Source organism: Psychrobacter sp. KFRI-CH2-11 (assembly GCF_038239325.1).
In the GTDB taxonomy this organism is placed as follows: domain Bacteria; phylum Pseudomonadota; class Gammaproteobacteria; order Pseudomonadales; family Moraxellaceae; genus Psychrobacter; species Psychrobacter celer.
In genome coordinates, this window is record NZ_CP151283.1 from 2,539,026 (window position 1) to 2,565,437 (window position 26,412).

A 26,412-nucleotide genomic window follows, 5' to 3' on the forward strand; every position below is an offset into this window, starting at 1 on the left:
ATATCCTCATGTTTAATTGCGATGTCACCTCTATCGATTTGACACCCTTACCCCTATTTTCCAAGCAATCAGTGACTACCGACGCGCTGCCAGCAAGCGCCAGCGCCGATAGCACCTCAGAGCCTGCTTTGTTGGGTATTCCTGAATGGCTGAGCCAAATCAATGAGGATATCAGCCGTGCCCTTGAGCGCGGTGTCAATATTCGTCAGCTGGTTGGCGCGCGTAGCGAGGCGATTGATGAGCTGCTGACTGCTTTGTTTTATTGGTTTGAGCTGGATAAGACGGATTTGGCCCTGTTTGCGACAGGTGGCTATGGACGCGGTGAGCTGTCGCTGTACTCAGATGTCGACATACTGCTGTTGTCGTTTGAGGAAGTCGACACCGATGCCAGCGGCAAGATCGACAATCTGGTGGCGCTACTGTGGGATGTCGGCCTTGAGCCTGCGTTGTCGGTACGCAGCGTCGATGATGGCCTAGAAGCTGCTGCCGATCATACTATCGCCAGTGCGATGTTAGAGGCGCGGCTACTGGTCGGCAACGACGCTTTACAAGATGTTCCCACCCAAATCGTCAATAAATGCTGGTCGCCGCGTGATTTTTTTGAGGTAAAAATCCAAGAAGCAATGGCGCGCCATCTCCAGCACAATGCCACCGAATATAATCTGGAGCCCAATATCAAGACCGCGCCTGGCGGGCTACGGGATATCCATATCATCGGCTGGGTGACCAAACGGTATTTTCGCGTGGGCAAGCTCTATGACTTGGTACAACAAAACTTTTTGACCGAAAAAGAGTTTGACGAGTTAAGCTTCGCTGAGGGCTATCTGTGGCAAATCCGTCATTATCTACATGTGCTCACAGGCCGCAATGAAAACAAGCTGTTGTTTGACTATCAGCGCGAGGTCGCGCAGATGATGGGGTATGAGATGCAGCCTGATGATCAGCCCAATGCTGCTGTCGAGCGTTTTATGCGCGACTATTATCGCTGCGCCATGCAAATATCGACACTCTCTGAGATGTTGACCAACCACTACTATGAGACCATTATCGAGCCGCAACTGCCCGATGACGAACGGCCAAAAAAGCACCTCATCAACGCCCGCTTTAACCAAGTCGGTGACCAAATCGCGATGGCGCATCATCGGGTGTTTGCTCAGCATCCTGAGTCGATTTTAGAGATGTTTTTACTCATGGGTCAGTACGGTATTAAAAATGTCCGTACCCACACGCTGCGCGCACTAAAAATCGCCGCGCGCGGCATTGATCAGATTTATCGCGACAACCCTACCCATCAAGCGCTGTTTTTGGCCAACTTAAAAGAACAAAACTATTTGTTCCATCGTCTGCGCACCATGAACCGCTATGGCGTCTTGGGGAATTACATTCCAGCCTTTGCCCAAGTCACCGGACTGATGCAGTATGATCTATTTCACCGCTATACGGTCGATGCTCATACGTTGTTTTTGATTCGTATTTTGCACCGCTTTACCGATCCGCGGTTTTTTGAGGACTTTCCTTTGGTCAGTGCGATTTTTCAGCGGATTGAGCGCAAAGAGATATTGGTACTGGCAGCGATGTTTCATGATATTGCCAAAGGTCGCGGCGGCAATCACAGCCTGCTGGGTGAGACAGAAGCGATTGAGTTTTGTTTGGCGCACGGTATGAGCAAAGCCGACGCGCATCTGGTCGGCTGGCTGACCCGTCACCATTTACTGATGTCGATGACCGCCCAAAAAAAGGACATCTCAGATCCAGAGGTGGTCACAGTGTTTGCGGATTTGGTCGGCAATGTCACCCACCTCAATCATTTATACGTCCTGACTGTCGCCGACATGAACGCCACCAATCCGCAGCTCTGGAACAGCTGGCGGGCGACCCTGATGAAACAGCTCTACTCGCAGACACGCCGTATCCTACGCGCTGATATCGACGCCCCGACCAATCGCCAAGATATGATCAGCGCTACGCGTAAACAAGCGCTAAAGATGCTCGACAATGTCGACAATCAGCATATGAATCGCGAGGAAGTGTTACGTCTTTGGGACGATCTGGGCGATGAGTACTTTTTGCGCGAGATACCAGAGGATATCTTTTGGCACACCGAAGCCATCCTAAACCATCCGCCCATCGGTCTGGCATCTAATGCCGATAGCCCGCCACTGGTGGTATTGCGCGAGCATCGTGAGCTGGCGCTTGATGCCGTTCAGGTCTTTGTCTACACCCAAGATCAGATGAATCTGTTTGCTGTGACCATGGCCGTCTTTGATCAGATGAACCTAGATGTGCTCGATGCGCGCATCATCACCGCCACTCGCGACTTTGCCTTGGACTCCTATGTGCTGCTCGATCCGAGTGGTACGTTACTGGTCGATGAAGACAGCCAGCAAGAGCTCAAGCAGCGACTGATTGACGCCTTCAAAGCCCCTGCCTTACCAAAGCTGGTGCATAAACGCATCCCTAGGCAGCTGCGCCATTTTGAGGTAAAAACGGAGATTAGCTTTGAGTTTAATGACGCCTCAGATCAGCATATCATGAGCCTAGAGACTTTAGATCAGCCAGGGCTGCTGGCGCGCGTTGGACAAGTGTTTTTGCAAGAAAAAATAGAAGTGCACGCTGCTCGTATTACCACGTTAGGCGAGCGCGCAGAAGATATGTTTTATATCAGTGATCAAAACGATGAGCCGCTGTCCGCTGATAGGCTAAGCGCCTTAAAAACTGCGCTGCTTGCCAGCCTGACAGCTCCAAAAGACACGAGTAGAGGATAAAGCGGCCAGCCTAAAAGCTATCGTAAACCCTGTTACTGTTACGTAAAGACAAGCCCCATCATTGATAATACATTGATGGGGCTTATCGCTATAGCGTCACTTATAAGGTGCTTTTATATACCATCTCACGAGCATGCTCTTTTAGCTCATCATCGGCCAGCTCTAGTGGCAAAACCTCCGCCTCCACTTGCGTCTGCGTCAATATCAAGCGCCCCGCATCGACTTCTTTTTGTAGCAAGCATTGTAAGCTGGCTAAATGAAAGCGCCCATCTAACGCCTCATACATCTGCTCTAACGAAATAGGCGATTTGGCATGCACATCAGGGTACAGACAGTCTTCTGCCAGTATCGCCATCTCATTGAGCACCTGATCGCGGAGTAGCTCGTCATTATCGATTTTTTGTTGCAACTTGTTGGCGAGTCGCCCCTTACTCATCAAGATGACGACAAATATCGCCGTCTGAATGACAAACAACCCCACATACTGCCAGAGCGGTAGCGAGAGGTCTAAAAATCGGCTCAGCAGCATTAGCGTCATAGCCACCAGCACATAGCTGACCAGCTGCCACATCAGCCACATCATCAGGCTGTTTTCGCCATACCAAAACACCTGCCGCTCTTTTAGGTTAATCAAATTCTGACGCGTCTGCCACCAGCACTGCTCGCGCTCTTGTAGCAGCTCGTATAATTTGACACGCGTTACACTATTATCAACGCCATTGTTGATATCTTTAGCGTGAAGTTGGTCATTATTTAGGACACTAGACATATCAAATTACCCTTACTATCAGCCAACATATCGCGCCGACCGCTGTTTTTTATTATGAAAAGTTATCAATAAATGCATCTTTATAGACAAGAGAAGCAAAAGACAAAAAATATAAGAAGTGCTACACTGCTCAAATGTAATTTTTTTTTATAACTTTATTATTAATTGTCTATTATAGTTATCCTACCTATGAATCACAACTTAACACACCTGCATCCGTATCCTTTTGCCAAGATGGCTGCTTTGTTGGCTGATAGCACACCAGACCCCCGTTACAGTGCGATAAAGCTAGGCATCGGTGAGCCAAAACATCAGCCACCGAGCTTCGTCTTGGACGCATTACACGAAAACTTGGACAAAATAAGCCTTTATCCGACCACCAATGGTCTGTTTGAGCTTCGTCAGACCATCGCGCATTGGTTGGAGGGGCGGTTCTTTTTGCATCATGTCGATCCTCGCACCCAAGTGCTCCCTGTGATGGGCACGCGTGAAGCGATTTTTAGCATTGTACAAGCGGTCGTCGATCATCGGTGTGATGACGCACAACCGGCAACTGGCGCACCCCCGACTGTCATCATGCCCAATCCGTTTTATCAGATCTATGAGGGTGCGGCAATATTGGCGCAGGCGACGCCGTACTTTGTGCCTTGTACTGCGGAGAATAATTTTAAGGGTAACTATCGGGCAGTGCCAACAGATGTGTGGGCGCGCACGCAGCTACTTTTTGTCTGTAGCCCCAACAACCCGACAGGCTCGGTGATGACAATGGAGGATTGGGAATATCTGCTGCGCTTGTCAGATCAGTATGGGTTTATCATTGCCAGCGACGAGTGCTATAGCGAGCTATATTTTGATACAGCACCGATAGGTCTGCTACAAGCGTGCGCCGCGCTCGGGCGACATGATTTTAAAAACAGTATCGTCTTTCACTCGTTATCCAAGCGCTCCAACCTACCGGGCTTACGCTCAGGGTTTGTCGCTGGCGACGCTAAGATTTTGCAGGCCTATTTGCAATATCGCACCTATCAAGGCTGTGCGATGCCAATACCGCATCAGCTGGCCTCTATCGCCGCGTGGCAAGACGAAAAACACGTGGCGCACAACCGCGCGCTGTATCAAGAAAAATTTGCGCTATGGATGGCAGAGCTTGGCGATGTGTTATCGCTACGTATGCCTGAGGCTGGCTTTTACTTTTGGGTCAAAGTCCCTGAGCAGTTCGATGGCGATGATGAAGTCTTTGTCAAAGCGCTGTATGAGCAGGCCAATATCCACGCCTTAGCAGGGCGCTATCTGTCGCGTGAGGTCGCTGGACACAACCCCGGTCAGGGCTATGTGCGTATCGCGCTGGTGGCCAGTGTAGAAGAAAGCCGCGAAGCCATCCGCCGTATTCGGGCGTTACTTGAGGTGTAAAACCGGCAAGCAGACCCATTCTCCTTAGCCTGAGTAATACACAGACAGAGCGGCCGTTTGTATAGCCATCAACACCCTTTAATAACCATGATAGGATGCTGGTTATTAAAGGTTTTTTGGTTAAATAGTGCTATAGTAAAATAGACTGTCGCAACGATGCCATCAAGGATGATGCCATGCCCCATCTTGATTTTACCCAGCCGCCTTTTGATGTGCTGAGCTTGGCTGAGCGCCAAAGCATCAGAAAACACACCAAAATCCGCTACCTTGCCAAAGACGAAAGCCTACCTGCAGACGAGATGTCATACTTATATGTGGTCATCAAAGGCCAGATTGAGCAGTTATTGGCAGGTCATTTTGTCGCGGCCTACTTGGGTAGTAATCACTCAGATGAGCCCAATAACAACGACTGGTTTGACAGCCGCCGCTTGCCTGAGTCCTCCAACACGCAGCTGACGGACGAAGACAGACAACGTTATCAGTTTCGCGCCACCGAGGACACGTTACTACTACAAGTCAAAGGTGCAGCGGTCGATAAAATCAGCGCACAAAATCATCTGGTGCGGCAAATGCTCTCTGACAAACTACCTGAGCGGCTAAAAGCCCTGCAGCAGCGCCGCAATCATAAACCTGCTGTCCATGCCGCTTACGATGATCAGCAAGAAGTACAGCAGATCATGCTGCAGCCGGTCATCGATGTCCGTTTACTGCCTGTACATATCGTCGATGCTGATACCAGCTTATATGAAGCGGCGCGCACGATGACAGATGCTGGATTAAAGCACGTACTGGTGCGAGCACCTACGCATCGACTGGCCATCGCAAACGCACAACATGGCATCGATGCGACACTGGGTATCTTGACCGATAGCGATATTTGCCGCGCGGTCAGTGAGCAGCGAGACCTTACCACCACGCCATGCCAGCGTTATGCTAACTTTAATCTACGTACCATCAAGGCGAGCGATGAGATCGGTGATGCTCTGCTGACCATGACGCGTTACCGTATTCATCGCTTGCCTGTCATCAATCACCATGGTGCGGTAGCAGGTGTGCTTGGCCAAAGCGACATGCTCGCGCATATCAGCCACCACTCGCAGCTCATCAGTATTCAAATCGAGCAAGCCCAAGATTTTGGCAGTTTGGGCACAGCCGTCGAGAGGATAGGACGCTATATCCGTGCCCAGCATCAAAACGGGGTAAAAATCGGTAACATCAGCCGCATGGTACAGACCTTGAACGCTCAGGTATTTACCAAGCTATGGCAACTGCTCGTCCCTGATGAGGTGATGAGTCACACCTGTCTTATCGTCATGGGCTCCGAGGGCCGCGGCGAGCAAATCATGCGCACCGACCAAGACAATGCACTGATCATCCGTGATGGCTATACTCATCCGGATTTGCCGCAGTTTGCGGCGCGCTTTAATGAGCAGCTGGCGCGACTTGGCTATCCGCTATGTGACGGCAATATCATGATGACCAACCCGATGTGGCGACAGCCATTACAACAGTTTAATGCTCAAATCAGCTCATGGTTTAAAAACACCGATCCCATGCACGCCATCTACTTGTCTGCCATTCTCGATGGCGAATATGTCTGCGGTGATGAGACGCTCTTGCAGCACGTTCGTCAGCACCTCAAGGCCGCGCATCGACGCTCAGACCCTATGTTTGTGCGCCAGTTTGCGCGGGCAGCGCTACAGTTTGGTGATATCAATCAATGGTGGCAAAAGTTTGTACCATTATTAGCAGGTAAAAGCGCCTCGCAAAATATCGATCTAAAAAAAGCAGGGATTTTTCCGTTAGTACACGGTATTCGCGCCCTCGCTCTAGAAAACGATATCTTGGCCGTCCCTAGCAGTAAAAACCGCCTAAAGGCCTTGGTCAAGGTGGGCGCATTGACCCAAGAGCGGGCTGACACATTGTTAGAGGCGCTGGAGTTTTTTATGGCGCAGCGGCTCTCTGTGGCGCTCTCAACCGATGATAAACATGCACGGCAGGTCAACCCCATGACGCTAACCGCGCTTGAGCGTGATTTATTAAAAGAGTGTTTGGCCGTTGTCAAAAGCTTTAAAAACCAGCTGCGGCAGCATTATCAATTAGAGATTGCCTAGAGCGGCGCAAACAGCAAAGATAGAGTACAGAATATGAGCTGGCTGACCCAACTATCATGCAAATGGCAAAAAATGCAGCTGCAGCGGCCTGAGCTGGTGGCGATGTTTGATCAACCTGCCGCTGAGCGCTGGGTGGCGCTCGACTGTGAGATGACGGGACTAAACCCCAAAAAGCACCACCTACTATCGGTGGCCGCGATTCATATCGATAGCTCTAGCATCGATACGGGCAATGGCATCCATCTGGTCTGTCGCCCGCCCGTCATGCCTGACCGCGACACCATCGTAATCCATGGACTACGTACCGCTGATGTCAAGTATGGTATGAGCTATGATGAGATGCTGGCGCGGCTACTGCCCTTTATCGGTAACCGTCCGATTGTGGGGTTTTGTCCGCAGATCGACATGGGGTTTTTAAACCCATTGGTAAAAGATTACATGGGCACCACCTTGCCCAATAAAATCATCGATATTCGGCACTTATACAGTCGGCGTATGAGTGGTCAAACCCAAGGGCTCTCCAGCCAAGCGCAGCAGCTGACCAACATCTTAGCGCATTATCAGATTCCTGATTTGGGTGCGCATGATGCCTATAATGATGCCACCATGACTGCCATGGCGTTTTTGCATGTGCGCTAGAGCGTGCCATCAGCTATCGCCGATACGGCAAGACCCTACAGAAAATAAATACCCTGCATGAATGCGCGAGACTGATACATACCCTGGATAATCAACACGCCCCATCTACGCGAAAAGCGGAACTCATGATACCATAGGCTGTTTTTGCCACCTGATGAATGATACTCATGCAATCCACTTCTACCCCCCATTATCATGACAAGCCTTCTGCCTTTGATACGCCGACGCACGCTGCGGTTGCACCGTTACGACCGCATCGACTTGGCAGGCACTTGGTCAGACAAGCATTATTGGCCACTGCGCTGACGGCACCGCTTGTTGCCCAAGCGGCGCTGCCAGAGGCCATCCAAACCGCCTTGTCACGGGCAGATTTGAGCGACGCCGACATCAGTATCGTCATCACGCCAGTGGGCGACAAAAACGCCAGTCACTTACCAGCGCCTATCAAAGTCACCGACAGCCAGCATCCAGCAGAGCGCTCAAACAACGATGCCAGTTATCAAAGCACGCTTGTGACGATAGAAAAACAAACCATCCAAAAGCATGAGCGGCAGTTACACGCTTATACCGACGACCCTTCTACTTATCAAAGCTTAGAGAGCATTCCCACCCTACCGTCAGAGGCCAAGTGGCCAAATGCCAAGATGCAAACGAACCAAGACAGTAGCACCAACGATAGTAGCGTCAACGACGGCACGGGTGTCGAGCAAAAAAGCACCGCACATACAACGACCAAGATAGCTTTTTCACCCTTACTGAGTCATCAAGCTCAGGTAGCGCGCACCCCTGCCAGTACCATGAAGCTGGTGCCGAGCTTTATCGCGCTAGATACGCTTGGTGCGGATTTTGTCTGGCATACCCGCGTCTATCATACTGGCGTGATCATCGGCGAGCGCCTGTATGGCGACTTGGTACTACAAGGCAGCGGCGACCCAAAAATGACGCACGAGCGCCTACAGCAGCTGCTCTATCACGTGCAAGCTTCAGGTATTCGTCATATCGACGGTGATATCATCGTCGACAGCGCAGTGTTTGATAAGGTGGGCAAAGACCCTGCCGCCTTTGACAATGCGCCGCTGCGTCCTTATAACGCAAGCCCTGATGGTTTTTTGGTCAATTTTAGTACCATCGGTATCAAAAGCTATCCGCTGGACACTGGCCGCGCGCAACTCACCTACACGCCGCAGCTGGCCGATTATCAGCTGCCCACCACCATAAATACTCGTTCAGCGAGCTGCGGACAGGCGCGCTATAGCCTTGCGCCAGTATGGCAAGCCAGCCAACTGGTGTTTCATCAAAACCTGCCAAATAGCTGCCAAGAGCACGCGTTTTATGTGGCTTATCCTGATGCCAAAGACTTTGCCGCGCGGGTAATTAAGGCCAAATGGCAAGCACTGGGCAATACCCTGACAGGCGATGTACTCAGCCGCGAGACGCCTTATAATGCGTCATCGCATAAACAGCCAAAAATAGGCTTACGCGCGCTACCGATGTCACCGCTGCCACAGGTCAGCTACCCGTCTTTAAACTTGGCTCAGCAAATCCATGACATCAACCATTTTTCAAACAACGTCATGACTGAGCAAGTGGCATTATCCATTGCCGCTTACGCCTCGCCATCTGATACTAATACGACCGCGGCTGACACTGCTACAACCATTCAGACCGCCGTTAGCAAGTCAAAAGGACAAGAGAAAGCAAAAGGAAAAAACACGAGTCTCTATCAGTTTGGCAAACCTGCGACCACCAACTATCCGGTAGCCCTACAGACCATCAACCAGTGGTGGCAACGCCATCTAGAATCGCCTGCGCCGTATCTGACCAACGGCTCAGGCCTGTGCCGTGATTGCACGATCACCGCGGCTAACCTAAACGAGCTGCTAACCTACGCCTACGATCACCCAAGTTTTGACGCTTATGTCAACTCGCTCGGCGTCGCTGGTGTCAGTGGCACCATTAGCGCGCACAGTGCCCGCTTGCCTGAGTCAGCTGCCATTGGCCGCGCTTGGATCAAGACAGGTACGCTCAATAACGTCACCTCCATGGCAGGCTATGTCAAAGGCCTATCGGGGCAAGACTATGTGGTCGTGGGTATCATCAATAGCGAGCAAGCGCTCAATGCTTATACGGCAAGACCCGTACTCGATGCGATGCTGGACTGGACCGCGCAGCACTAATGCGGCGACTCTTTTTTTTATCTGAATAAGGCGCGCTTATGTCACGCAAAACCACCAATCTCAATAAACCCAGCCCCGCTACCGACCCTCACGGACTGGCCACGACACGCGCGAGCACCCAGCCTCAGCTGCCGCCATACATTGGATACTTTGCGATCGGTTATGTATTGGCCAGTGCCCTATTTATGCTGATTCAGACCAAACTGGCATTGAATGCACAGCTGGTCACCGTCCTATCCATCATCCTTGCAGCCTATATCGCAGTTAACAAGTTTGTTAAACATCAGCAGCGCGCTCTCTACAAAGACGAAATAAACCGTTTGATGCTGGGCGGTATCATGGTCGTCTGGCTATTGACGGGGCTGTATTTTTTAGCGTTATGGTTTTTGCTGTTTGACGATATCAGCCGTGAGGTTTTGCTGGCGATGGCCAAGCAGCAGCCATTACCCTTACTCTCTGCGCTAGTGATGATCGTGGTGCTGTCACTGGTCAGCGCGCGCATCAGCATCTGGGCATTTAACCGCCTACTCGATCCTGCGCCCAAAACCCTATAAGACGCTCTAAAATCCTAAACGACCCGACAGGAGTCTGTTCACTTAAAGCACGATGACATGCTGAGCCTACGCCGATAGATGCTACGCAAAATAAATATCCATACAATGTGGCGGCGTGGCACCTGCTATCTTGCCTGTCAGTTTATTTAGCATTGACTATATGAGTGCCTTAAAAAAACGCTGACTATACACGGTGCTACAAAGTTTTTTTCTATTGCTGAGCAAAATCCGTTAGGCTAAGGTAAACGCCTACTGTGTTAAGCGACTTGCTTTAGTATTTTCAATAGGAGCTAGCTTTATGGACATGATTTTTTTTGACAATATAGATAAGCTTGGCCGTATCGTGTTGACGGCCGTCATGGTGTACGTCTTAATCGTACTGGTGACCAAAGTCTCAGGCAAACGCTCCACCTCGCAGCTCAACAACTTCGATTGGATCGTCACGGTGATGATCGGGTCTCTGGGTGCCAGCACCATCTTGCTCAAAGACATTCCGTTTATCGAAGGGGTCTCCTCGATATTGGTGCTGTATCTGTTGCAGTTTTTGGTCACCAAATACGCCTCGGTATCACCGCAGTTTAGCAACTTTATTTTATCAGAGCCGCGTATCGTCTTTTATCAAGGCCAGTTTTTGCCAGATGCCATGCGATCTGAGCGCCTGACTCGTCAAGAGATAGAATGTGCGATGCGCTCTCAAGGCGTCAACAACTTTGATGATGTCGAAGCGGTGGTCTTTGAATCTGACGCCAAGCTGACCATTATCCCCAAACCTACGGATGACACGCACGGCAAAGAAAACACTGTTTCGCAGACCATTAAGCCTTTGATGTGAGTGGTTTTGAGTTGACTGATTTTAAGGAAAATAGTGCAGTAAGCATTCTATTTGATGCGTTGCCACGTCTGTGAGCGGCCAAATAGTGGCGTGCCGACATAACCGCGCAGATCAAGACTTTGACCATTGTCACTCAAGGTGATTTTTCCTGAATACACTTTGCCAGACTCAGGGTCGACCAGCTTACCATCGCTCCACTGATTATTACCATCGGCTTTGAGGCCTGTCAAAATCTGCAAGCCTTCCACCGGCTGGTTTTTTAGATTGCCAGGACATTTAGTACAGACGGCTTTGGCTTTTTCTTTGTCGAGCACTTTAATAATTTTACCTGAAACCTTACCACCTCTTTCGTTTAGCTGAATGATGGCTTTTTTCTCCCCTGTCTTGTCATCGATGGTTTGCCACTGCGTACCATCTAGTGAGGCCGCTTGCGCAGATAGGGGCAATAAGGCTCCTGCCATAAGGGTGAGCGTACTGGCTGTAATACGGTTCATAAACGACTCCTTTCGTTAAAAACGGTCTATCTGAATATGTAATAATCATAAAAGAACACTAAAAACAAATAGAAAGAACAACTGTCTGTCAAACGCTAGTAAAGCACAAAAAAATGCGAGGTAAAAGGCTTGTTTGTTACAATACCTTAGGCGTAGAACTCTTTTGTTACATTCTCTTTTGTTATATTTTTTAATTATCGAAGTGGTACATCATATGAAGGTAAGAATCTTGACCGTTGGCACTAAGATGCCAAAATGGGTACAAACTGGTTTTGATGAATACTTTAAACGTATTCAGCCCATGCTCAGTACTGAAATTGTCGAAATAGCGGCAGCAAAGCGGACAAAGAACCCTTCTGAAGCCAACCTCGTTCAGTACCGCGAGCAAGAAGGACAAGCCATATTAGCCGCTCACCAAGCATCTAGCCGCGAGCAGCTATGGGTACTAGATGTCAAAGGTAAAATGCTCTCAACAGAAAAACTGGCGGAAAAACTGGCAGACTCGATGCAGCAAGGCGATGATATCGCACTGGTCATTGGCGGCGCTGATGGCGTGTCGCCAGAAGTGTTGGCAAAGGCCGATGTCAAATGGTCACTATCGGCGCTGACACTGCCGCATCCACTGGTACGCGTGGTATTGATGGAGCAGCTCTACCGCGCCATGAGCATCAATCACAACCACCCCTATCATCGTGGCAACTAAATACTCACAAGACAGATCAGGCTTTTGGTAGGATAATAGATAGGCAGGATTGAAATATCGCTGCAAGCCCTAATAAACGCTACATGACTCATCCAAAAAACACAGCACCTACTGCCATGGCGCCGAGCGCCGAGCAGCGACCATCAGGCAGCCACACGTTAGCGCCCATTAGTGCCGCTGACGTGTGGCCCGATACCTCTCCTCTCTCTAAGTACGCAAAGCTGCCAGCGCTATTTGTCTCGCACGGCGCGCCAACCCTAGCCACAGAGCAGTCAGCGACGACCAGTGCCTTGGCGCGTATCGGTCAAAACCTGCCTGTGCCGCGAGCCATCATTATTATGTCGGCGCATTGGCAATCAGCAAAGCTTGAGATCAGCAGCAACCCTCAGCCAAAGACTTGGCATGATTTTTCTGGGTTTGGCGCTGAGCTGTATGAGATACAATATCCCGCTATAGGTCATCCATTGCTTGCCGAGTCGCTTGCGCAGCAGCTCACCGCGCGCGGTATTACTTGCAGATTAAACCCCATGCGCGCCTCCGATCACGGCGTCTGGGCGCCGCTCACGCATTTGTATCCAGAGGCCACTATCCCGATCGTACAGGTTTCTTTGCCGCAGCATTATGACAGTGTCGCCTGCTATCAGTTAGGGGCGCAGCTGGCGCGTTTGCGTGATGAGCAGATACTGATCATCGGCTCAGGCAATATCACTCATAATTTGCAAGCCCTGCGCTGGCAGGCGGACAGTATCGATCAGAGCGCCAACAGCTTTAAAACATGGCTACTCAAGCAGCTCAAAACCGACATTCCAAGCGCTCTTGATTGGCAGCGTTATCCCAATTATAAAGACATCCATCCCAGTGATGAGCACCTGTTGCCGCTGTTTTTTGCTTTGGGTGCCGGACAGCGCGTCTCAGTGGTACATCAAAGCATGGCGCACCATAGCTTAGGTATGGACATCTATCGTTTTGACTAGAGCGCGTCCTCATTTAAAAATGGCGATAAAAACGAGATAAATCGCCACCAAACAAGGAAAATAGCGCAGATAATATCGAGAGATTAGTCAGCTATTTGACACCATTTAGCCATTTTTAGCCCATTTAGATAGATGGCTATCGATTGAATTGAGGACACGCCTTAGGCTGCTTTGCAGATTGCTACTGCGCACATGCCGCCTTGGTAAACAATCCGGCGCGCTCCATCTCACCTGCGATACTAAACAACGTCGCCTCATCGTTCATGCGCCCGATCAGCTGCATACCAATTGGTAAGCCTTTTTTGCTCATACCGACTGGCAATGACATCGCAGGCAAACCTGTGACATTGCCTAATAAGGTAAAAGCCATCTTACTTAGAACAGGCTTGCTCAGCTTTTCGATCACGCCTGAGCTAAAGGCGTATTTCCCCATATCTATGCCTTTATTGAGCAGCTCTGCGCTACGCATCAGCATCTCATCCATACGGCTAGGCGGTAGTACGCCATGCTTGACCGCTGGTGTCGGTACGGTCGGACACAAGATCATGTCATACTGTTTTAATAATAGCCCTGTCTGGTATTGACTATGGTGCCAGCCGTGTTTGGCATGTGCCAAGTCTACTGCGGATAGTGAACGACCCAAAAGCGCCATATTGTAGGTTTGCGGCTCTAGTTTTTTGATATGCTGCCGCCCAAAATCACGCTCGATATTATCAATGGTAAATGCTGTATGGGCGCACACCACAACCATAAAATCATGCCAAAACTGCTCGATATTGATGTTAGGCTCAGCAGGTACCACGCGATGCCCCATGGCCTCTAACTGCTTGGCGGTTTGTTCAAGGACCGCCAGTACTTCCTTGTCCACCACCGTACCTGCAATCAGTGGCTGCTGATGTAGCGCAATGGTCAACTGCCGCGGTGCGCGCATCGCAGCCTGCAAAAACGACCCCTCTGGCGGCGCAATGATAAAGGGCGCGCCAATCTCAGCGCCACTGGTGGCATCGAGCATCGCGGCACTATCGCGAACGGAGCGGGTAATCACATGATCGGCGACAGCGCCTTCCCAGCCCTCCCCAAATGTCGGGCCCATGGGGTTACGGCCACGGCTGGGCTTTAAGCCAAACACGCCGCACCACGCCGCAGGAAAGCGTATCGAGCCGCCACCATCACCAGCGCCTGCCATTGGTACAATACCACTTGCCACTGCCGCTGCACTACCGCCTGAAGAGCCGCCAGCACTATAGCCTTTTTTAAAGGGATTATGCGTTGCGCCATGCGCCTTGGGCTCGGTGGTGATGATCAGTCCAAACTCAGGGGTATTGGTCTTGCCAAAGGTATTGACGCCAGCGGCTTTCATACGCTTGACGATTTCACTGTCGTTTTCTGAGACAATATTGACACTACGGCTGCCCATCGTGACAGGCTCTCCCTCAAAGCTAAATGACAAATCTTTGAGCAAATAAGGCACGCCTGTAAACGCGCCTGCCGGTAGGCCTTGCGCCGCTGCGTGATAGGCACGCTCATCAAAACGATGAATGATGGCATTTAGCTTAGGGTTGAGCTTATTGGCTTGATAGACAGCCGCATCCAGCAGCTCTCTTGCGCTGACCTCTCCGGCATTGACCAATGCCGCTAGCGCTATCGCATCATACTGGGTGTATTCTTTAAACATAACCGAGCTTCCTTGTTCTTAAGTTGTTTATCACTTTTAGTATATCGGTTTCATGGCCTCAATAGTAACCACCTTATCGATACTGCTGTGTTCACGTCATACCAGACCATGAACTTATGCTTGACGCTAATACCTATCACTGTGCCGCTTTATGCGGTCAGCTTTGCCAATAACATGACTGTGCTACAAACGCTCATAAAAAAAGCGAGCTACTTACTGTAACTCGCTTTTTATCACTCAATCAAATTCACTGTTCATCACATCAACAGCTCACGCTTGCCGCTTTTGCCCATCGAGCTGACCAGTCCAGCTTCCTCCATAGAGTCGACAATACGAGCAGCGCGGTTATAGCCGATGCTAAACTTACGCTGAATACTAGAGGCTGATACTTTGCGCGTTTCCATGATAAAGGCGACTGCCTCATCGTATAAATCGTCGTCTTCACCCGACGCATTGCCAGTACTACCACCGCCAGGGCTGGATAGCTCAAAGTTCCCTGCCATGTTGTCAATATAGTCGGGTGCGCCGCGCTCACGCCATGCGTCACAGACACGGTTGACCTCTTCGTCACTGACGTAGGCGCCATGCACACGATCCGGCTCGATCTGTCCTGGCCCTAAAAACAGCATATCGCCGTTGCCCAGCATGTCTTCTGCGCCGCCGCTATCCAAGATGGTACGCGAATCGACCTTTGAGTTCACACGGAGGGCGGCTCGCACTGGAATATTGGCTTTGATCAAACCGGTAATGACGTCGACTGACGGACGCTGAGTGGCGAGCATCAAATGAATACCAGCCGCGCGTGACTTTTGTGCCAACCGCGTGATCAGCTCTTCGGCCTGTTTACCGACCTGCATAATCATATCAGCAAACTCATCTGCGACAATCACAATCATCGGTAATGTCTTAAGCTTGGGCGCTTGGTCAAGACTGACGCTGTCATTGGGTCGCCATAGCGGATCGATGATAGGCTTGCCTGCTTTTTCGGCGGCGGCGACTTTTTTGTTAAATTCGCCCAGCTTACGTACCTTGAGCAGACTCATGAGTTGATAGCGGCGCTCCATCTCCGCCACGCACCACGAGAGGCTACTGGCCGCTTCGGTCATGTCGGTGACCACAGGCGTCAGTAGATGCGGGATATCATTGTAGTTGGCAAGCTCAAGCTGCTTTGGATCAATCAAGATCAGGCGCAGCTCATTGGGAGTATATTTGAGGAGCATCGACAGTAGCATGGAGTTGACCAGTACCGACTTACCAGATCCTGTGGTGCCGGCAACCAGCATGTGCGGCGCCCGTGCAAGATCGGTGATGATCGGATTGCCCCCGATGTCTTTACCCATCGCCATGCTGATTTGCGCTTTAGGGTCTTTGTATGTTTCCGTATTGAGCAGCTCAATCAGGCGTACCATTTCGCGTTTTTTATTGGGTACTTCGATACCGATATAAGGCTTGCCTGGGATCACCTCAACCACACGCAAAGAGGCCATCGATAGCGAGCGTGCCAAGTCTCGCGAGATACCCGTGACTTTACTGGCTTTGACGCCTGGTGCCAACTCGACTTCAAAGCGGGTCACCACCGGCCCTGGTATGGCATTCACCACGCTTGCTTTGACATTGAACTCCTGCAGCTTAATCTCTAATAATTCAGACAACTGCTCAAGCTCTGCGCTGGTATAGCTGGGCTTACGGTCAGGGTCTGGCTTGTCCAAGATAGACATCTCAGGTATCGGCGTGAGGCTATTGCGATATGACGCTGTTTGCATCGAGCGTGATTTTTTACTAAATGCGGCATCATCACTGATATCTGGCATGACGGCTGCAACTGTCTCTGCATCACCATCATCATCTGGCATCATATCGGTAATATGATTGCTACTATCCCCCTCTGGTACCGCAAAGCTCACCGCAGGCTTGGTAAATGTTTCTGGTGTCAGCGCCTCCACTGTTGGTGCTTGTTTGGGGTTGGCAGGCGGCGTGTTGGTCGGGGTCATATCCGCGGTATCTGCGGTAAAGGTAGCGACCTCTGATGAGGTAGGCTCTACAGCAGAGGGTTGCGTGGTAGACGCCGAGCTGAGTGATGGCTCGACAGTCTCTACCACTGAGCTATGTGATACGCTTGCTTCTCTTTCCTCTGCCGCTGGTCTATCAGCTGTCGGGCTCTCCACAGATGCTGAGCTGGGCGCGGTAGCATCTGGCATGGACACATCATGTACGATGTCATCGACTGCTGCAGTAGCAGGGGTGAGCGTCTCTGCGTGTTCTGCCAGCCATGCCTCAGCCAAGGTATCGACATCGTCAGTTACCGTATCAGTAGTGGGAGTCTCTATGGCTTGCGCCACAGAAGTCGCCTCATTATCTAGCGTTTCATCACTCTTATCATAAGAGGCGGATACGGTAGATGCCGTCTCAGAGATATCGTCGGCCGTATCTGCAACATAGCTATCGTCAGCATGGTAGTGCGCCTGCTCGCTGGCCAACAAATCCTCCACCGTGCTTGCATCATTCCATGCAAAACTTGGCTCTACTTTGCGAGTCATCACAGGGGTGGCCGTCGCCGCGGCTGCATCGCTGGCACTGACCGCGCCACTTTTGGCGGCGGCTACGGGGCCTTGCGGCTCGGCGCTCGACTGCGTCGGCATGATAGGCGACGCTACGCTGTCAGACGATGTAGTCGCTTTTGCAGCTTGTGTCGCTGCAGCCACCGAGGCTTTGACGCTATCAGCCAATCCTGATGTGGTCAAAAACTCGGACAACACATTGCCAAATCGGCCACTTTTATCCACAGACTGTTCACCATCCGTAGCATCAGCAGTGGGCAGCTCTAATGCTAGCTGCTCGTGCTCTGATGCTGCTGCCTGTTGAGCATCGCTGTGCCCAGCAGCGCTGTATTGCTTGCTCGCTTGGTCATCAGCAGCGGCCGCCTCTTTATTTTTGACTCCTGAGCCAAGCCAAGCCAGCGCGGTAATTTTTTGATAGATACTCAGCCAGTGAATATTAAACGCAAAGGTTGTAGTGATGGTGACAAACACGGTCAAAAACACCACACTCCCCCACTGCGATAACAACTGCGCCAAACGGGCTTGAAGCTCAAGGCCGATGATACCGCCCGCCACCCCTTCTAACTCAGTGGCCACAGGGTCTGCAACCTGCTGCACCAGCGCGACCAATTGGGCAAACAGCGCACTGGCACTTAATAACAAAAACACATAAGCGACCAGACGCATCAGCCAAAACGTTGGCTTATTGTCCCACCAAATCAAGATGGACTCATAGACCATAAACGCCAGTAGCCACCACGCACCAAAACCAAAAAACCGATACAACAAATCTGACAACCATGCACCAGTTTTACCGCCCATATTGTTGATCGTGGTCATATCGCTGCTGATATGCGACCAGCTGGGATCATTACCCGTATACGTCATCAAAATGACAAACAGATAAACGGTCAGTATTAACCCCAGCAGGGTAAATATTCCTTTTTTTAAATACTCAATTAGCGGTGCTGATATCACGTAAGATCTGCCTTGTTAATAATACTAAATGGTCGCCAACCCATGATTAACGCTAACCATGCTGGCATAAAGTGCTGACATAAGCGGTACCGAGCAATCTGTACCAAGGTACCGTGCGCAGCGGCAATGGCTACTTGCATAGAGCGATTATAAGCGCGGCTATCAGAATAGACGACAAGATTACTTAGCCCTTACTGCGTTTGGCATAACTTCTTATAATAACAAATACATAGTGACAGTGGCGACAGTCTTCTTAAGAAAATAAAACAATACACCTTTATCATCACAATTATACTGGGTGTGATAAAGACTTGGCCGATTAGCGCTTACCTTTAGCGCCCTAAAATTCAAGGATTTGATGCTTTGATTGTAATGATACCCATGTTTGCTTTAGCAAACTTGCACTTTTTGCCAACTGCCCTTATGTTATTATCACATAGCAATTAGAAACACCACATTAGACACAATTTTTAACCCTCAATGCTGGGCGGCTCTCACTCTACTTACGGTCTGATCAGAAAAGAAACAGATGACAAGACTGGGATAATTTTTGCGTAATAAACGATGAGTAGTAGCCAAAAACTGCAGTCGTTTTAGGCATTTAAGCTGACTGAGAATATACGGGTTAACAGCAGCGCACATTTCACTTTTTATATTTTTCATTTTATCGTTAGTAAGGAATATTTTATGGCAACTGACACTACAGCGCCACGTCACGAAAAGCTTATTATTTTGGGCTCCGGTCCTGCCGGTTATGCCGCGGCTGTCTATGCTGCGCGCGCCAACCTAAAGCCTGTCATGATCACGGGTATGGAAGTTGGCGGCCAGCTGACCACCACCACAGAAGTTGATAACTGGCCAGGCGATGCGTACGATTTGACTGGGCCTGCGTTGATGGAACGTATGAAGACACATGCCGAGCGTTTCGGTACCGAGCTGGTCTATGATCATATCAATGACGTCAATCTAAACGAACGTCCGTTTCAATTGACCGGTAACAATGGCAGCTACACGTGTGATGCGCTCATCATCTCAACGGGCGCTTCGGCGCAGTATTTGGGCTTGGAGTCAGAGACCAAGTTTAGAGGTCTTGGCGTATCTGCTTGTGCTACTTGTGACGGTTTCTTTTATAAAGACCAAAAAGTCGCGGTCATCGGCGGCGGCAATACCGCGGTCGAAGAAGCTTTATATCTATCAAACATCGCCTCTGAGGTGACTTTGGTGCATCGCCGCGACAGCTTGCGCTCCGAAAAAATCCTGCAAGATAAGCTGTTTGAAAAAGCCAAAAACGGTAATGTCAAAATAGAATGGAACCATCAGGTCCGTGAGGTCGTCGGTGATGACATGGGCGTCAATGGCGTGGTGATCGAATCTACCGTCGATGGCAGCACCAAAACCCTAGATGTCATGGGTATGTTTGTGGCGATTGGTCATAAGCCAAATACCGACTTGTTCAAAGATCAGCTAGATATGAAAGACGGTTATCTTGTCGTCAATAGCGGCCTAAATGGTAACGCCACTCAGACCAGTGTCGAAGGGGTATTTGCGGCAGGTGATGTCGCCGATCACGTCTACCGTCAAGCCATTACTTCAGCAGGTACCGGCTGTATGGCCGCCCTTGATGCAGAAAAATATCTCGATGCCATCGGTGAGGCAGATGCTTCTGACCATACCTACGCCTCGACATTGACTGCTGATAAAGAAGCCTAAATGAGTCATCTTTGGCAACAAAACCATAATCCCATCACGCCTGAGACCCTAAAAAGTCTTGGGCGTTATGACTTTCCCGACCCCGCCACCATCGACCCTGATGGCATCGGCATTGTGGCGCTGGGTGGTGATTTGGCCTCCGAGACGCTCATCTCTGCTTATGCGCAGGGGCTGTTTCCTTGGTTTAATGAAGACGAGCCTATCGCGTGGTGGTGTCCTGAGCCGCGCTGCGTCATGGTGCCGGCTGAGTATATACCCAGTAAGTCATTGCGCCGTCAGGTCAAAAAGGAGCGCTGGCAGCTCACCCTCAATCAAGCGTTTGACGAAGTCATTCATGCTTGTAGCTTACCGCGTAGCAATGGTCTGCCTGAAGGCGAGCATACTTGGATTCATCAAGAGATGATCGACGCTTATAGCAAGCTACACGCCCAAGGCTTTGCCCATAGTATCGAGGTATGGGATGAAACCAACACACTGATCGGGGGACTTTATGGTTTAAAACTGGGTAGTATTTATTTTGGAGAGTCGATGTTTCACCGTGCGTCAAACGCATCCAAGATGGCGTTTTGGGGTTTAATGCGTTTATGCGAGCAAAGTCAGGTCGCATTGGTCGATTGCCAATTGCCAAACGAGCACCTCATGAGCTTAGGCGCCACCACCTTACCTCGTGCTGACTTTTTGCATCAGCTAGATAGCTTGATCGTAAGTGGCGCTGAGCATTGGCACAGTGACTCCCACCGACCACTAGCAGTCTCGCTACTTGATACACCACACCCTTGGCAAGGCGGCAAATAGCGCCCCACTTTTGAGATTATTATGGCACTTGATACCTCATTTTTGTTAATTGGAAAGCTGGCTGCCAAAGCCAATACCACCAAAGACACGGTCCGTCACTATGACCAGCTAGGCCTACTCAGATCGCGCAAGCGTCAGGCAGGCTCACGGCTGTATACTGAGTTCCATCCTGAATGTGTTGAACGTATTGAGCTGATAAAAAGCGCGCAAGCCATTGGTTTTACACTTACCGAAATCAGAGACAGCCTCAATGACTATTATGATGGCCAATTAGACATCGACCTACAATTACTCCTCACACAGCAAAAACTGGCACAAGTAAAAAAACAACAAGCCAATATCAATGTCATGGTTGAGCTGCTCACCGAGCGCATCGAGGTGCTTGAGCGCATGAGAGCAGACAGTGACTACAAACCCAACGTCGACGTTTGCAAAAGAAAACTCCCTGCAGACCTGTAAGGCTGCATTGCTGCATTGATAAACGAGCGCATTACGTATCATCTACCCATCATTTAAAATCATGAACCAATCATTTAAAATCAGGATAAGTCAGCTGCATGATCAGGGCATCGACAGCTGGCTTCTGGGCTAGCTGGTAATAGTTTTTACGCTGATGGATCACCTCAAAGCCTTGCTGCTTATATAACGCAATCGCAGGCGCGTTGTCCGCTCGCACCTCTAATAGCAGGCTATCTACTTGTTTATCTCTCAGCGCTAAGTATAACTGCGCAAAAATTTGCGACGCAATCCCGCGGCGCTGATAATCAGGATGAGTGCCAATGCGTAAAATCTCGGCTTGTTCAAAGACGCTTTGATATAGGCAGTAACCTTGCACGGCTGCAGCCGACTCTGCTGACTCATAAGCGATCAGCAGATGGACACTGTCTTGCTCAAACAAATCAATCATCGCCTGATACGACCACGCATCCTGCGGCTGGACGATAGACTCGATAGCAGCTACCGCTTGCACCACTTCCCTAAAGTTTTGAGTGTCTTTTGACAAATTTTGTATTACAGTCATGCCGCCCCCTTTTTAATAAAACCCCATAGCCCCTACAATTCCCACAAAAAAAGCCACCCTATAAAGGATGGCTTTTCACTACTCAATACTCGGTGTCAGCTTGTGCTGAGATCAGTATCACTTAGTTTTTAACGTTAGCTACCACACCAGCACCTACAGTACGGCCACCTTCACGGATAGCGAAACGTAGGCCTTTGTCCATAGCGATTGGGTGGATAAGCTCTACGCTCATCTCAACGTTGTCACCAGGCATGACCATTTCTGTACCGTCTTGTAATTGGATTGCGCCAGTTACGTCAGTGGTACGGAAGTAGAACTGTGGACGATAGCCGTTTAGGAATGGCGTGTGACGGCCACCTTCTTCTTTTGATAGTACGTATACTTCGGCGTCGAAGTTGGTGTGCGGGGTGATTGAACCTGGCTTGGCTAGTACTTGGCCACGTTGTACGTCTTCACGCTTGGTACCACGAAGTAGTACGCCACAGTTTTCGCCTGCACGACCTTCGTCTAGCAACTTACGGAACATCTCAACACCAGTACAGGTGGTTTTTTGGGTGTCTTTGATACCGACGATTTCGATTTCGTCACCAACTTTTACGATACCTGATTCAACACGGCCAGTTACAACGGTACCACGACCTGAGATTGAGAATACGTCTTCGATTGGCATTAGGAATGCTTTGTCGATGTCACGCTCAGGCTCTGGGATGTAGGTGTCTAGGGTGTTTAGTAGTTCTACAACTGCTGGCTCGCCGTATTTGCCTTCGTCGCCTTTTAGGGCTTGGGTGGCACTACCTTTCATGATTGGGGTGTCGTCGCCTGGGAAGTCGTAGTCATTTAGGAGTTCACGTACTTCCATTTCGACGAGCTCTAGCAATTCTTCGTCGTCTACTAGGTCGCATTTGTTCATGAAGACGATGATGTATGGTACGCCTACCTGACGTGATAGTAGGATGTGCTCACGAGTCTGTGGCATTGGGCCGTCAGTTGCTGATACAACTAGGATGGCGCCGTCCATTTGTGCTGCACCGGTGATCATGTTTTTAACGTAGTCGGCGTGACCTGGGCAGTCAACGTGGGCGTAGTGACGGGTGTCGGTGTCATACTCTACGTGTGAGGTGTTGATGGTGATGCCACGTGCTTTTTCTTCAGGCGCGCTATCGATGGCTGCGTAGTCTTTGGCTTCGCCGCCTGAGGTTTTTGCTGCTACGGTTGCGATAGCGGCAGTTAGGGTTGTTTTACCGTGGTCAACGTGTCCGATGGTGCCGACGTTGACGTGTGGCTTGTTGCGTTCAAACTTGGCCTTTGCCATGGGTAATTCCTCTTTTTTTGGTGAATCTTTATCAATAAAAGATCAGTGAATAGCTGTTTGACGGCTTTTGATGCATATTCAACCATCAAACCGTTGACGCTATGGCTTAACTACCAAAACGACCTTGCTTAACGTGTTATCGCAAACACAAGACTTTTTATTTGCTTATAAACAGGGTACGTTTCAATGCTTTATTCAAACTTGTTTTTATTCAAACTTACTTTTTATCACGCTTATATGTTTGGCTATTATACTTACTTTTTGCGCGATTGCCCATCATCCATGGTATCGCGATATGGCGGTTAGGTTACGATATCTTACGAATCCCTAACCAATCTACCAGCTAAGGCTTTACTTTTTTATTAACCAATTGACAGCACTAAAAGGCAACACCTCAGTGTCACCTTTGAATTATAATCTGCCACACTAATTTTATAGTTTTCAATATTCTATAATTTCGATATCGACGTAAAGCTGTGTATTAAAGCTGCAAAGCAAACACAAAAAGTTAAAACAATAAATGGAGCTCATATCGAGAATTGAACTCGAGACCTCTCCCTTACCAAGGGAGTGCTCTACCGCTGAGCTATATGAGCATATTTTTAATAACTACAGCAGAAATCCGTAGGTTTACTAAAAAAATATCACGATGCAGCGATGATAACTGACTGTCGTGATGTATTGTTAATAATCTTTGCGATGGTGTATAAATGGAGCGGGTGGCGGGAATCGAACCCGCGTCATTAGCTTGGAAGGCTAAGGTGTTACCATTATACCACACCCGCAATTACTCTTGTTTTGGCTGACTCTAATAGAGAGTCTATCATAATAAGAGCATGCTTGGCGCTATGACAAACTTAAAATATGGTGGTGGGAGAAGGATTCGAACCTTCGAAGCTTTCGCGACAGATTTACAGTCTGTTGGGTTTGACCGCTCCCCAATCCCACCTTAGGATGCTTTGAACAAAAATGACTTTAAAACAAGGCAGTTTTATAAAAAGCGACTTTGAAAGAGATGGTGCCGACTGCCGGGATCGAACTGGCGACCTACTGATTACAAGTCAGTTGCTCTACCAACTGAGCTAAGTCGGCTTGTTCTCTCAAAGTGGTGGCTATTCTATCAAATATTTTGAGAGACGCAAGCCCTTTTTTATTTTTTTTGCGATTAATTTCACATTAATTGTCAAACGGTTGATTATACTACTGTTTTTTTTGGCCATAAAAGCGCTTTTATTGCGGTCATAGCGTTTATGCTTGTCTTACCGCTCGCCGCAAGCCTAGCCATTAGCGAATACGTAATCCATTACAGGCCATTTTTACAGCTTTTATCAGTATTTGGGCTTTTTGGTTGGTCTCCTCCCACATCGCATCTGCAGTAGCACCGTCATTTACATTTGCGCCTACTTGGATATGTATCTTGCCGCGGCGCATTACTGCTGTGCGCACCGCAATCGCGGTGTCCATATTGCCATGCCAGCCCAAATAACCAACGCAGCCGCCAAAGACGCTTCGACGCACCGGCTCAATCTCATCGAGGATTTGCATCGCGCGGCCTTTGGGCGCACCTGATAGTGAGCCTGCAGGAAAAGTGGCACACAATACATCAAGCGCATCTTTGTCAGCAGCTATGGTTCCCTCAACATGAGAGGCCATCTGCATCACTTGCGAATAACGCTCAACAGCCATTTTTTGGCTGACCTCAACGCTGACATCTTCACAGATGCGGCTAAGATCATCACGAGCTAAGTCAACGAGCTTGCAGTGCTCGGCGACCGCTTGCTGGTCAGCGAGCAGCGCCGTCTCAAGTGCCAAATCAGCGGCGGCATCTTGGCCACGTTTACGCGTGCCAGCCAGCGGACGCACGCTGACACGGCCATTCTCTACGCGAGATAGCATCTCAGGAGAGGCACCAATGATATCAAAACGTTTGTGATCATCTAACGTGTAGCCATGCACTAAAAACAAATACGGCGATGGGTTTAAAAATCGCAGCGCACGATACACTGCCAGCGAGTTGCCTTTATAATCCGCGGTCAGGCGCTGGGCTGGCACCACTTGCTGCACCTCCCCTGCCACAATGTAGTCTTTGATTTTATTGACATCCGCACTGTATTTATCCATGCCAGTATGCAATTTAAACTTAGGTGTGGGCATGATAGGGGCGTACAAGCTTGGCATCTCTGTCAGCTTGTCTTCTATTTTTTCTAGCTCGCGAATGGCATGGCTATAGCCGTCATCGCTTCTGCAGTCAGCATAGACGATGATAGATAGGGTGTTTTCTAGCCTATCAAAGACTATCACATTCATCGATAGCATGAGCCACATATCAGGCATGGTCATTGGGTTGGGCGCTTCACACTCCCCCATACTCGGCTCAATCACCCGTACCATATCATAGCCAAAGTACCCAACCAGGCCACCGCTAAAGCTTGGCAGGGCTGGAATGTCTGTTGAGGTTGGCATTTGATACCCTGCCATCAGAGTACGAATATACTCAAATGGTTGGTCTACCATCTCCACATCGATATGATCATTTTTTTTGACCGTCATCACCCCATCTATATATTGCACGATCATATCACCACCCAGACCAATCATCGAATACCGTGCCCAACGCTCACCGCCTGCCACCGACTCAAACAAGTAGGCCGAACCGCTCAAATCACGCACTTTAGAAAACACCGATACTGGCGTTTGGGCATCCATCAAGCGTTTTTTTATCAGTGGCGCATGGCTAAAACCACGGTCTTGAAAAGCTTGATATTCTTCAAAGGTCATCATAATGAAACTCTCTTAGCAAACGATTGGCAAAAGATAAGCACAGTAAAAACGATAGTCACAATACAAATGCAAGATAGCGTCAACACTCTACTGAATGTTGACGCTATAAAAATGGTAGATTGGTGGCTTATTTTATTATCAGTGGCGTAGTAAGGATAACTGGTAGACTGAT

Annotated in this window: 19 protein-coding genes and 4 tRNA genes; 12 read left to right on the forward strand and 11 right to left on the reverse strand. The window is 49.5% G+C overall.

What is annotated here, in order from left to right:
- Positions 1–8: 8 nt before the first annotated feature.
- Complete coding sequence (gene glnD, locus AADH33_RS10530) at positions 9–2,765, forward strand: [protein-PII] uridylyltransferase (protein WP_348548838.1); 2,757 nt, start codon at positions 9–11, stop codon at positions 2,763–2,765.
- A gap of 100 nt (positions 2,766–2,865) precedes the next feature.
- Here glnD and AADH33_RS10535 read toward each other — a convergent pair whose 3' ends face one another.
- Entirely contained in the window at positions 2,866–3,534 is a 669-nt protein-coding gene (locus AADH33_RS10535; RefSeq protein WP_348548839.1) for a hypothetical protein, read from the reverse strand.
- Between the two features lie 189 nt (positions 3,535–3,723).
- Between AADH33_RS10535 and dapC the strand changes: the two genes are divergently transcribed.
- The 6 genes from dapC (at position 3,724) to AADH33_RS10565 (ending at position 11,260) form a co-directional block, all read left to right on the forward strand.
- Complete coding sequence (dapC, locus tag AADH33_RS10540) at positions 3,724–4,944, forward strand: succinyldiaminopimelate transaminase (RefSeq protein WP_075102573.1); 1,221 nt, start codon at positions 3,724–3,726, stop codon at positions 4,942–4,944.
- Between the two features lie 176 nt (positions 4,945–5,120).
- Positions 5,121–7,058 (forward strand): DUF294 nucleotidyltransferase-like domain-containing protein, encoded by a 1,938-nt coding sequence (locus AADH33_RS10545; RefSeq protein ID WP_075102574.1) that lies wholly within the window; start codon positions 5,121–5,123, stop codon positions 7,056–7,058.
- A 33-nt stretch (positions 7,059–7,091) separates the two neighbouring features.
- Entirely contained in the window at positions 7,092–7,697 is a 606-nt protein-coding gene (locus AADH33_RS10550; RefSeq protein WP_075102575.1) for a 3'-5' exonuclease, read from the forward strand.
- Positions 7,698–7,864: 167 nt separating this feature from the next.
- Positions 7,865–9,874, forward strand: a complete 2,010-nt coding sequence (locus AADH33_RS10555) for a D-alanyl-D-alanine carboxypeptidase/D-alanyl-D-alanine-endopeptidase (protein WP_348548840.1) — start codon at positions 7,865–7,867, stop codon at positions 9,872–9,874.
- Between the two features lie 38 nt (positions 9,875–9,912).
- Positions 9,913–10,428 carry an ABZJ_00895 family protein gene (locus AADH33_RS10560; RefSeq protein ID WP_348548841.1) on the forward strand — a complete coding sequence of 172 codons (516 nt, stop codon included), beginning with the start codon at positions 9,913–9,915 and terminating at the stop codon, positions 10,426–10,428.
- A gap of 298 nt (positions 10,429–10,726) precedes the next feature.
- On the forward strand, positions 10,727–11,260 hold the full coding sequence (locus AADH33_RS10565; RefSeq protein WP_348548842.1) for a DUF421 domain-containing protein: 534 nt from the start codon (positions 10,727–10,729) through the stop codon (positions 11,258–11,260).
- Positions 11,261–11,307: 47 nt separating this feature from the next.
- On the opposite strand, the gene AADH33_RS10570 is transcribed toward AADH33_RS10565, so the two are convergent.
- Complete coding sequence (locus tag AADH33_RS10570) at positions 11,308–11,754, reverse strand: DUF2147 domain-containing protein (protein WP_348548843.1); 447 nt, start codon at positions 11,752–11,754, stop codon at positions 11,308–11,310.
- 214 nt (positions 11,755–11,968) lie between these two features.
- Here AADH33_RS10570 and rlmH point away from each other — a divergent pair, with 214 nt between their 5' ends.
- A complete protein-coding gene (rlmH, locus tag AADH33_RS10575; protein ID WP_348548844.1) occupies positions 11,969–12,457 on the forward strand; it encodes a 23S rRNA (pseudouridine(1915)-N(3))-methyltransferase RlmH in 489 nt (162 codons plus the stop codon).
- 83 nt (positions 12,458–12,540) lie between these two features.
- Positions 12,541–13,431 carry a DODA-type extradiol aromatic ring-opening family dioxygenase gene (locus AADH33_RS10580; RefSeq protein ID WP_348548845.1) on the forward strand — a complete coding sequence of 297 codons (891 nt, stop codon included), beginning with the start codon at positions 12,541–12,543 and terminating at the stop codon, positions 13,429–13,431.
- Between the two features lie 181 nt (positions 13,432–13,612).
- Here AADH33_RS10580 and AADH33_RS10585 read toward each other — a convergent pair whose 3' ends face one another.
- Complete coding sequence (locus AADH33_RS10585; RefSeq protein WP_348548846.1) at positions 13,613–15,106, reverse strand: amidase; 1,494 nt, start codon at positions 15,104–15,106, stop codon at positions 13,613–13,615.
- Positions 15,107–15,363: 257 nt separating this feature from the next.
- The gene (locus AADH33_RS10590; protein ID WP_348548847.1) at positions 15,364–18,621 is read right to left on the reverse strand and encodes a DNA translocase FtsK 4TM domain-containing protein; all 3,258 of its coding nucleotides are present in this window, start codon (positions 18,619–18,621) and stop codon (positions 15,364–15,366) included.
- A gap of 687 nt (positions 18,622–19,308) precedes the next feature.
- Between AADH33_RS10590 and trxB the strand changes: the two genes are divergently transcribed.
- The 3 genes from trxB to AADH33_RS10605 are packed head-to-tail and all read left to right on the forward strand — an operon-like array spanning position 19,309 to position 21,585.
- A complete protein-coding gene (gene trxB / locus AADH33_RS10595; RefSeq protein WP_348548848.1) occupies positions 19,309–20,331 on the forward strand; it encodes a thioredoxin-disulfide reductase in 1,023 nt (340 codons plus the stop codon).
- Complete coding sequence (aat, locus tag AADH33_RS10600; RefSeq protein ID WP_348548849.1) at positions 20,332–21,126, forward strand: leucyl/phenylalanyl-tRNA--protein transferase; 795 nt, start codon at positions 20,332–20,334, stop codon at positions 21,124–21,126.
- Between the two features lie 21 nt (positions 21,127–21,147).
- Positions 21,148–21,585 (forward strand): MerR family transcriptional regulator, encoded by a 438-nt coding sequence (locus AADH33_RS10605; RefSeq protein ID WP_192995269.1) that lies wholly within the window; start codon positions 21,148–21,150, stop codon positions 21,583–21,585.
- A 70-nt stretch (positions 21,586–21,655) separates the two neighbouring features.
- Here AADH33_RS10605 and rimI read toward each other — a convergent pair whose 3' ends face one another.
- The 7 genes from rimI to AADH33_RS10640 form a co-directional block, all read right to left on the reverse strand.
- Positions 21,656–22,147 (reverse strand): ribosomal protein S18-alanine N-acetyltransferase, encoded by a 492-nt coding sequence (rimI, locus tag AADH33_RS10610; RefSeq protein WP_348548850.1) that lies wholly within the window; start codon positions 22,145–22,147, stop codon positions 21,656–21,658.
- Between the two features lie 121 nt (positions 22,148–22,268).
- Positions 22,269–23,459, reverse strand: coding sequence for an elongation factor Tu (gene tuf / locus AADH33_RS10615; protein WP_075102673.1), 1,191 nt, complete (start codon positions 23,457–23,459; stop codon positions 22,269–22,271).
- A 521-nt stretch (positions 23,460–23,980) separates the two neighbouring features.
- A tRNA-Thr gene (locus AADH33_RS10620) sits at positions 23,981–24,055 on the reverse strand.
- A gap of 115 nt (positions 24,056–24,170) precedes the next feature.
- Positions 24,171–24,244, reverse strand: a tRNA-Gly gene (locus AADH33_RS10625).
- Positions 24,245–24,324: 80 nt separating this feature from the next.
- A tRNA-Tyr gene (locus AADH33_RS10630) sits at positions 24,325–24,408 on the reverse strand.
- Between the two features lie 67 nt (positions 24,409–24,475).
- Positions 24,476–24,551, reverse strand: a tRNA-Thr gene (locus AADH33_RS10635).
- A 192-nt stretch (positions 24,552–24,743) separates the two neighbouring features.
- A complete protein-coding gene (locus AADH33_RS10640; RefSeq protein ID WP_348548851.1) occupies positions 24,744–26,240 on the reverse strand; it encodes an anthranilate synthase component I family protein in 1,497 nt (498 codons plus the stop codon).
- Positions 26,241–26,412 lie beyond the last annotated feature (172 nt).

What these genes read in the sequence shown, in the direction of transcription:
- glnD (WP_348548838.1), top strand. Translation starts at nt 9, where the DNA reads ATGTTTAATTGCGATGTCACCTCTATCGATTTGACACCCTTACCCCTA.
- AADH33_RS10535 (WP_348548839.1), bottom strand. Translation starts at nt 3,534, where the DNA reads ATGTCTAGTGTCCTAAATAATGACCAACTTCACGCTAAAGATATCAAC.
- dapC (WP_075102573.1), top strand. Translation starts at nt 3,724, where the DNA reads ATGAATCACAACTTAACACACCTGCATCCGTATCCTTTTGCCAAGATG.
- AADH33_RS10545 (WP_075102574.1), top strand. Translation starts at nt 5,121, where the DNA reads ATGCCCCATCTTGATTTTACCCAGCCGCCTTTTGATGTGCTGAGCTTG.
- AADH33_RS10550 (WP_075102575.1), top strand. Translation starts at nt 7,092, where the DNA reads ATGAGCTGGCTGACCCAACTATCATGCAAATGGCAAAAAATGCAGCTG.
- AADH33_RS10555 (WP_348548840.1), top strand. Translation starts at nt 7,865, where the DNA reads ATGCAATCCACTTCTACCCCCCATTATCATGACAAGCCTTCTGCCTTT.
- AADH33_RS10560 (WP_348548841.1), top strand. Translation starts at nt 9,913, where the DNA reads ATGTCACGCAAAACCACCAATCTCAATAAACCCAGCCCCGCTACCGAC.
- AADH33_RS10565 (WP_348548842.1), top strand. Translation starts at nt 10,727, where the DNA reads ATGGACATGATTTTTTTTGACAATATAGATAAGCTTGGCCGTATCGTG.
- AADH33_RS10570 (WP_348548843.1), bottom strand. Translation starts at nt 11,754, where the DNA reads ATGAACCGTATTACAGCCAGTACGCTCACCCTTATGGCAGGAGCCTTA.
- rlmH (WP_348548844.1), top strand. Translation starts at nt 11,969, where the DNA reads ATGAAGGTAAGAATCTTGACCGTTGGCACTAAGATGCCAAAATGGGTA.
- AADH33_RS10580 (WP_348548845.1), top strand. Translation starts at nt 12,541, where the DNA reads ATGACTCATCCAAAAAACACAGCACCTACTGCCATGGCGCCGAGCGCC.
- AADH33_RS10585 (WP_348548846.1), bottom strand. Translation starts at nt 15,106, where the DNA reads ATGTTTAAAGAATACACCCAGTATGATGCGATAGCGCTAGCGGCATTG.
- trxB (WP_348548848.1), top strand. Translation starts at nt 19,309, where the DNA reads ATGGCAACTGACACTACAGCGCCACGTCACGAAAAGCTTATTATTTTG.
- aat (WP_348548849.1), top strand. Translation starts at nt 20,332, where the DNA reads ATGAGTCATCTTTGGCAACAAAACCATAATCCCATCACGCCTGAGACC.
- AADH33_RS10605 (WP_192995269.1), top strand. Translation starts at nt 21,148, where the DNA reads ATGGCACTTGATACCTCATTTTTGTTAATTGGAAAGCTGGCTGCCAAA.
- rimI (WP_348548850.1), bottom strand. Translation starts at nt 22,147, where the DNA reads ATGACTGTAATACAAAATTTGTCAAAAGACACTCAAAACTTTAGGGAA.
- tuf (WP_075102673.1), bottom strand. Translation starts at nt 23,459, where the DNA reads ATGGCAAAGGCCAAGTTTGAACGCAACAAGCCACACGTCAACGTCGGC.
- AADH33_RS10640 (WP_348548851.1), bottom strand. Translation starts at nt 26,240, where the DNA reads ATGATGACCTTTGAAGAATATCAAGCTTTTCAAGACCGTGGTTTTAGC.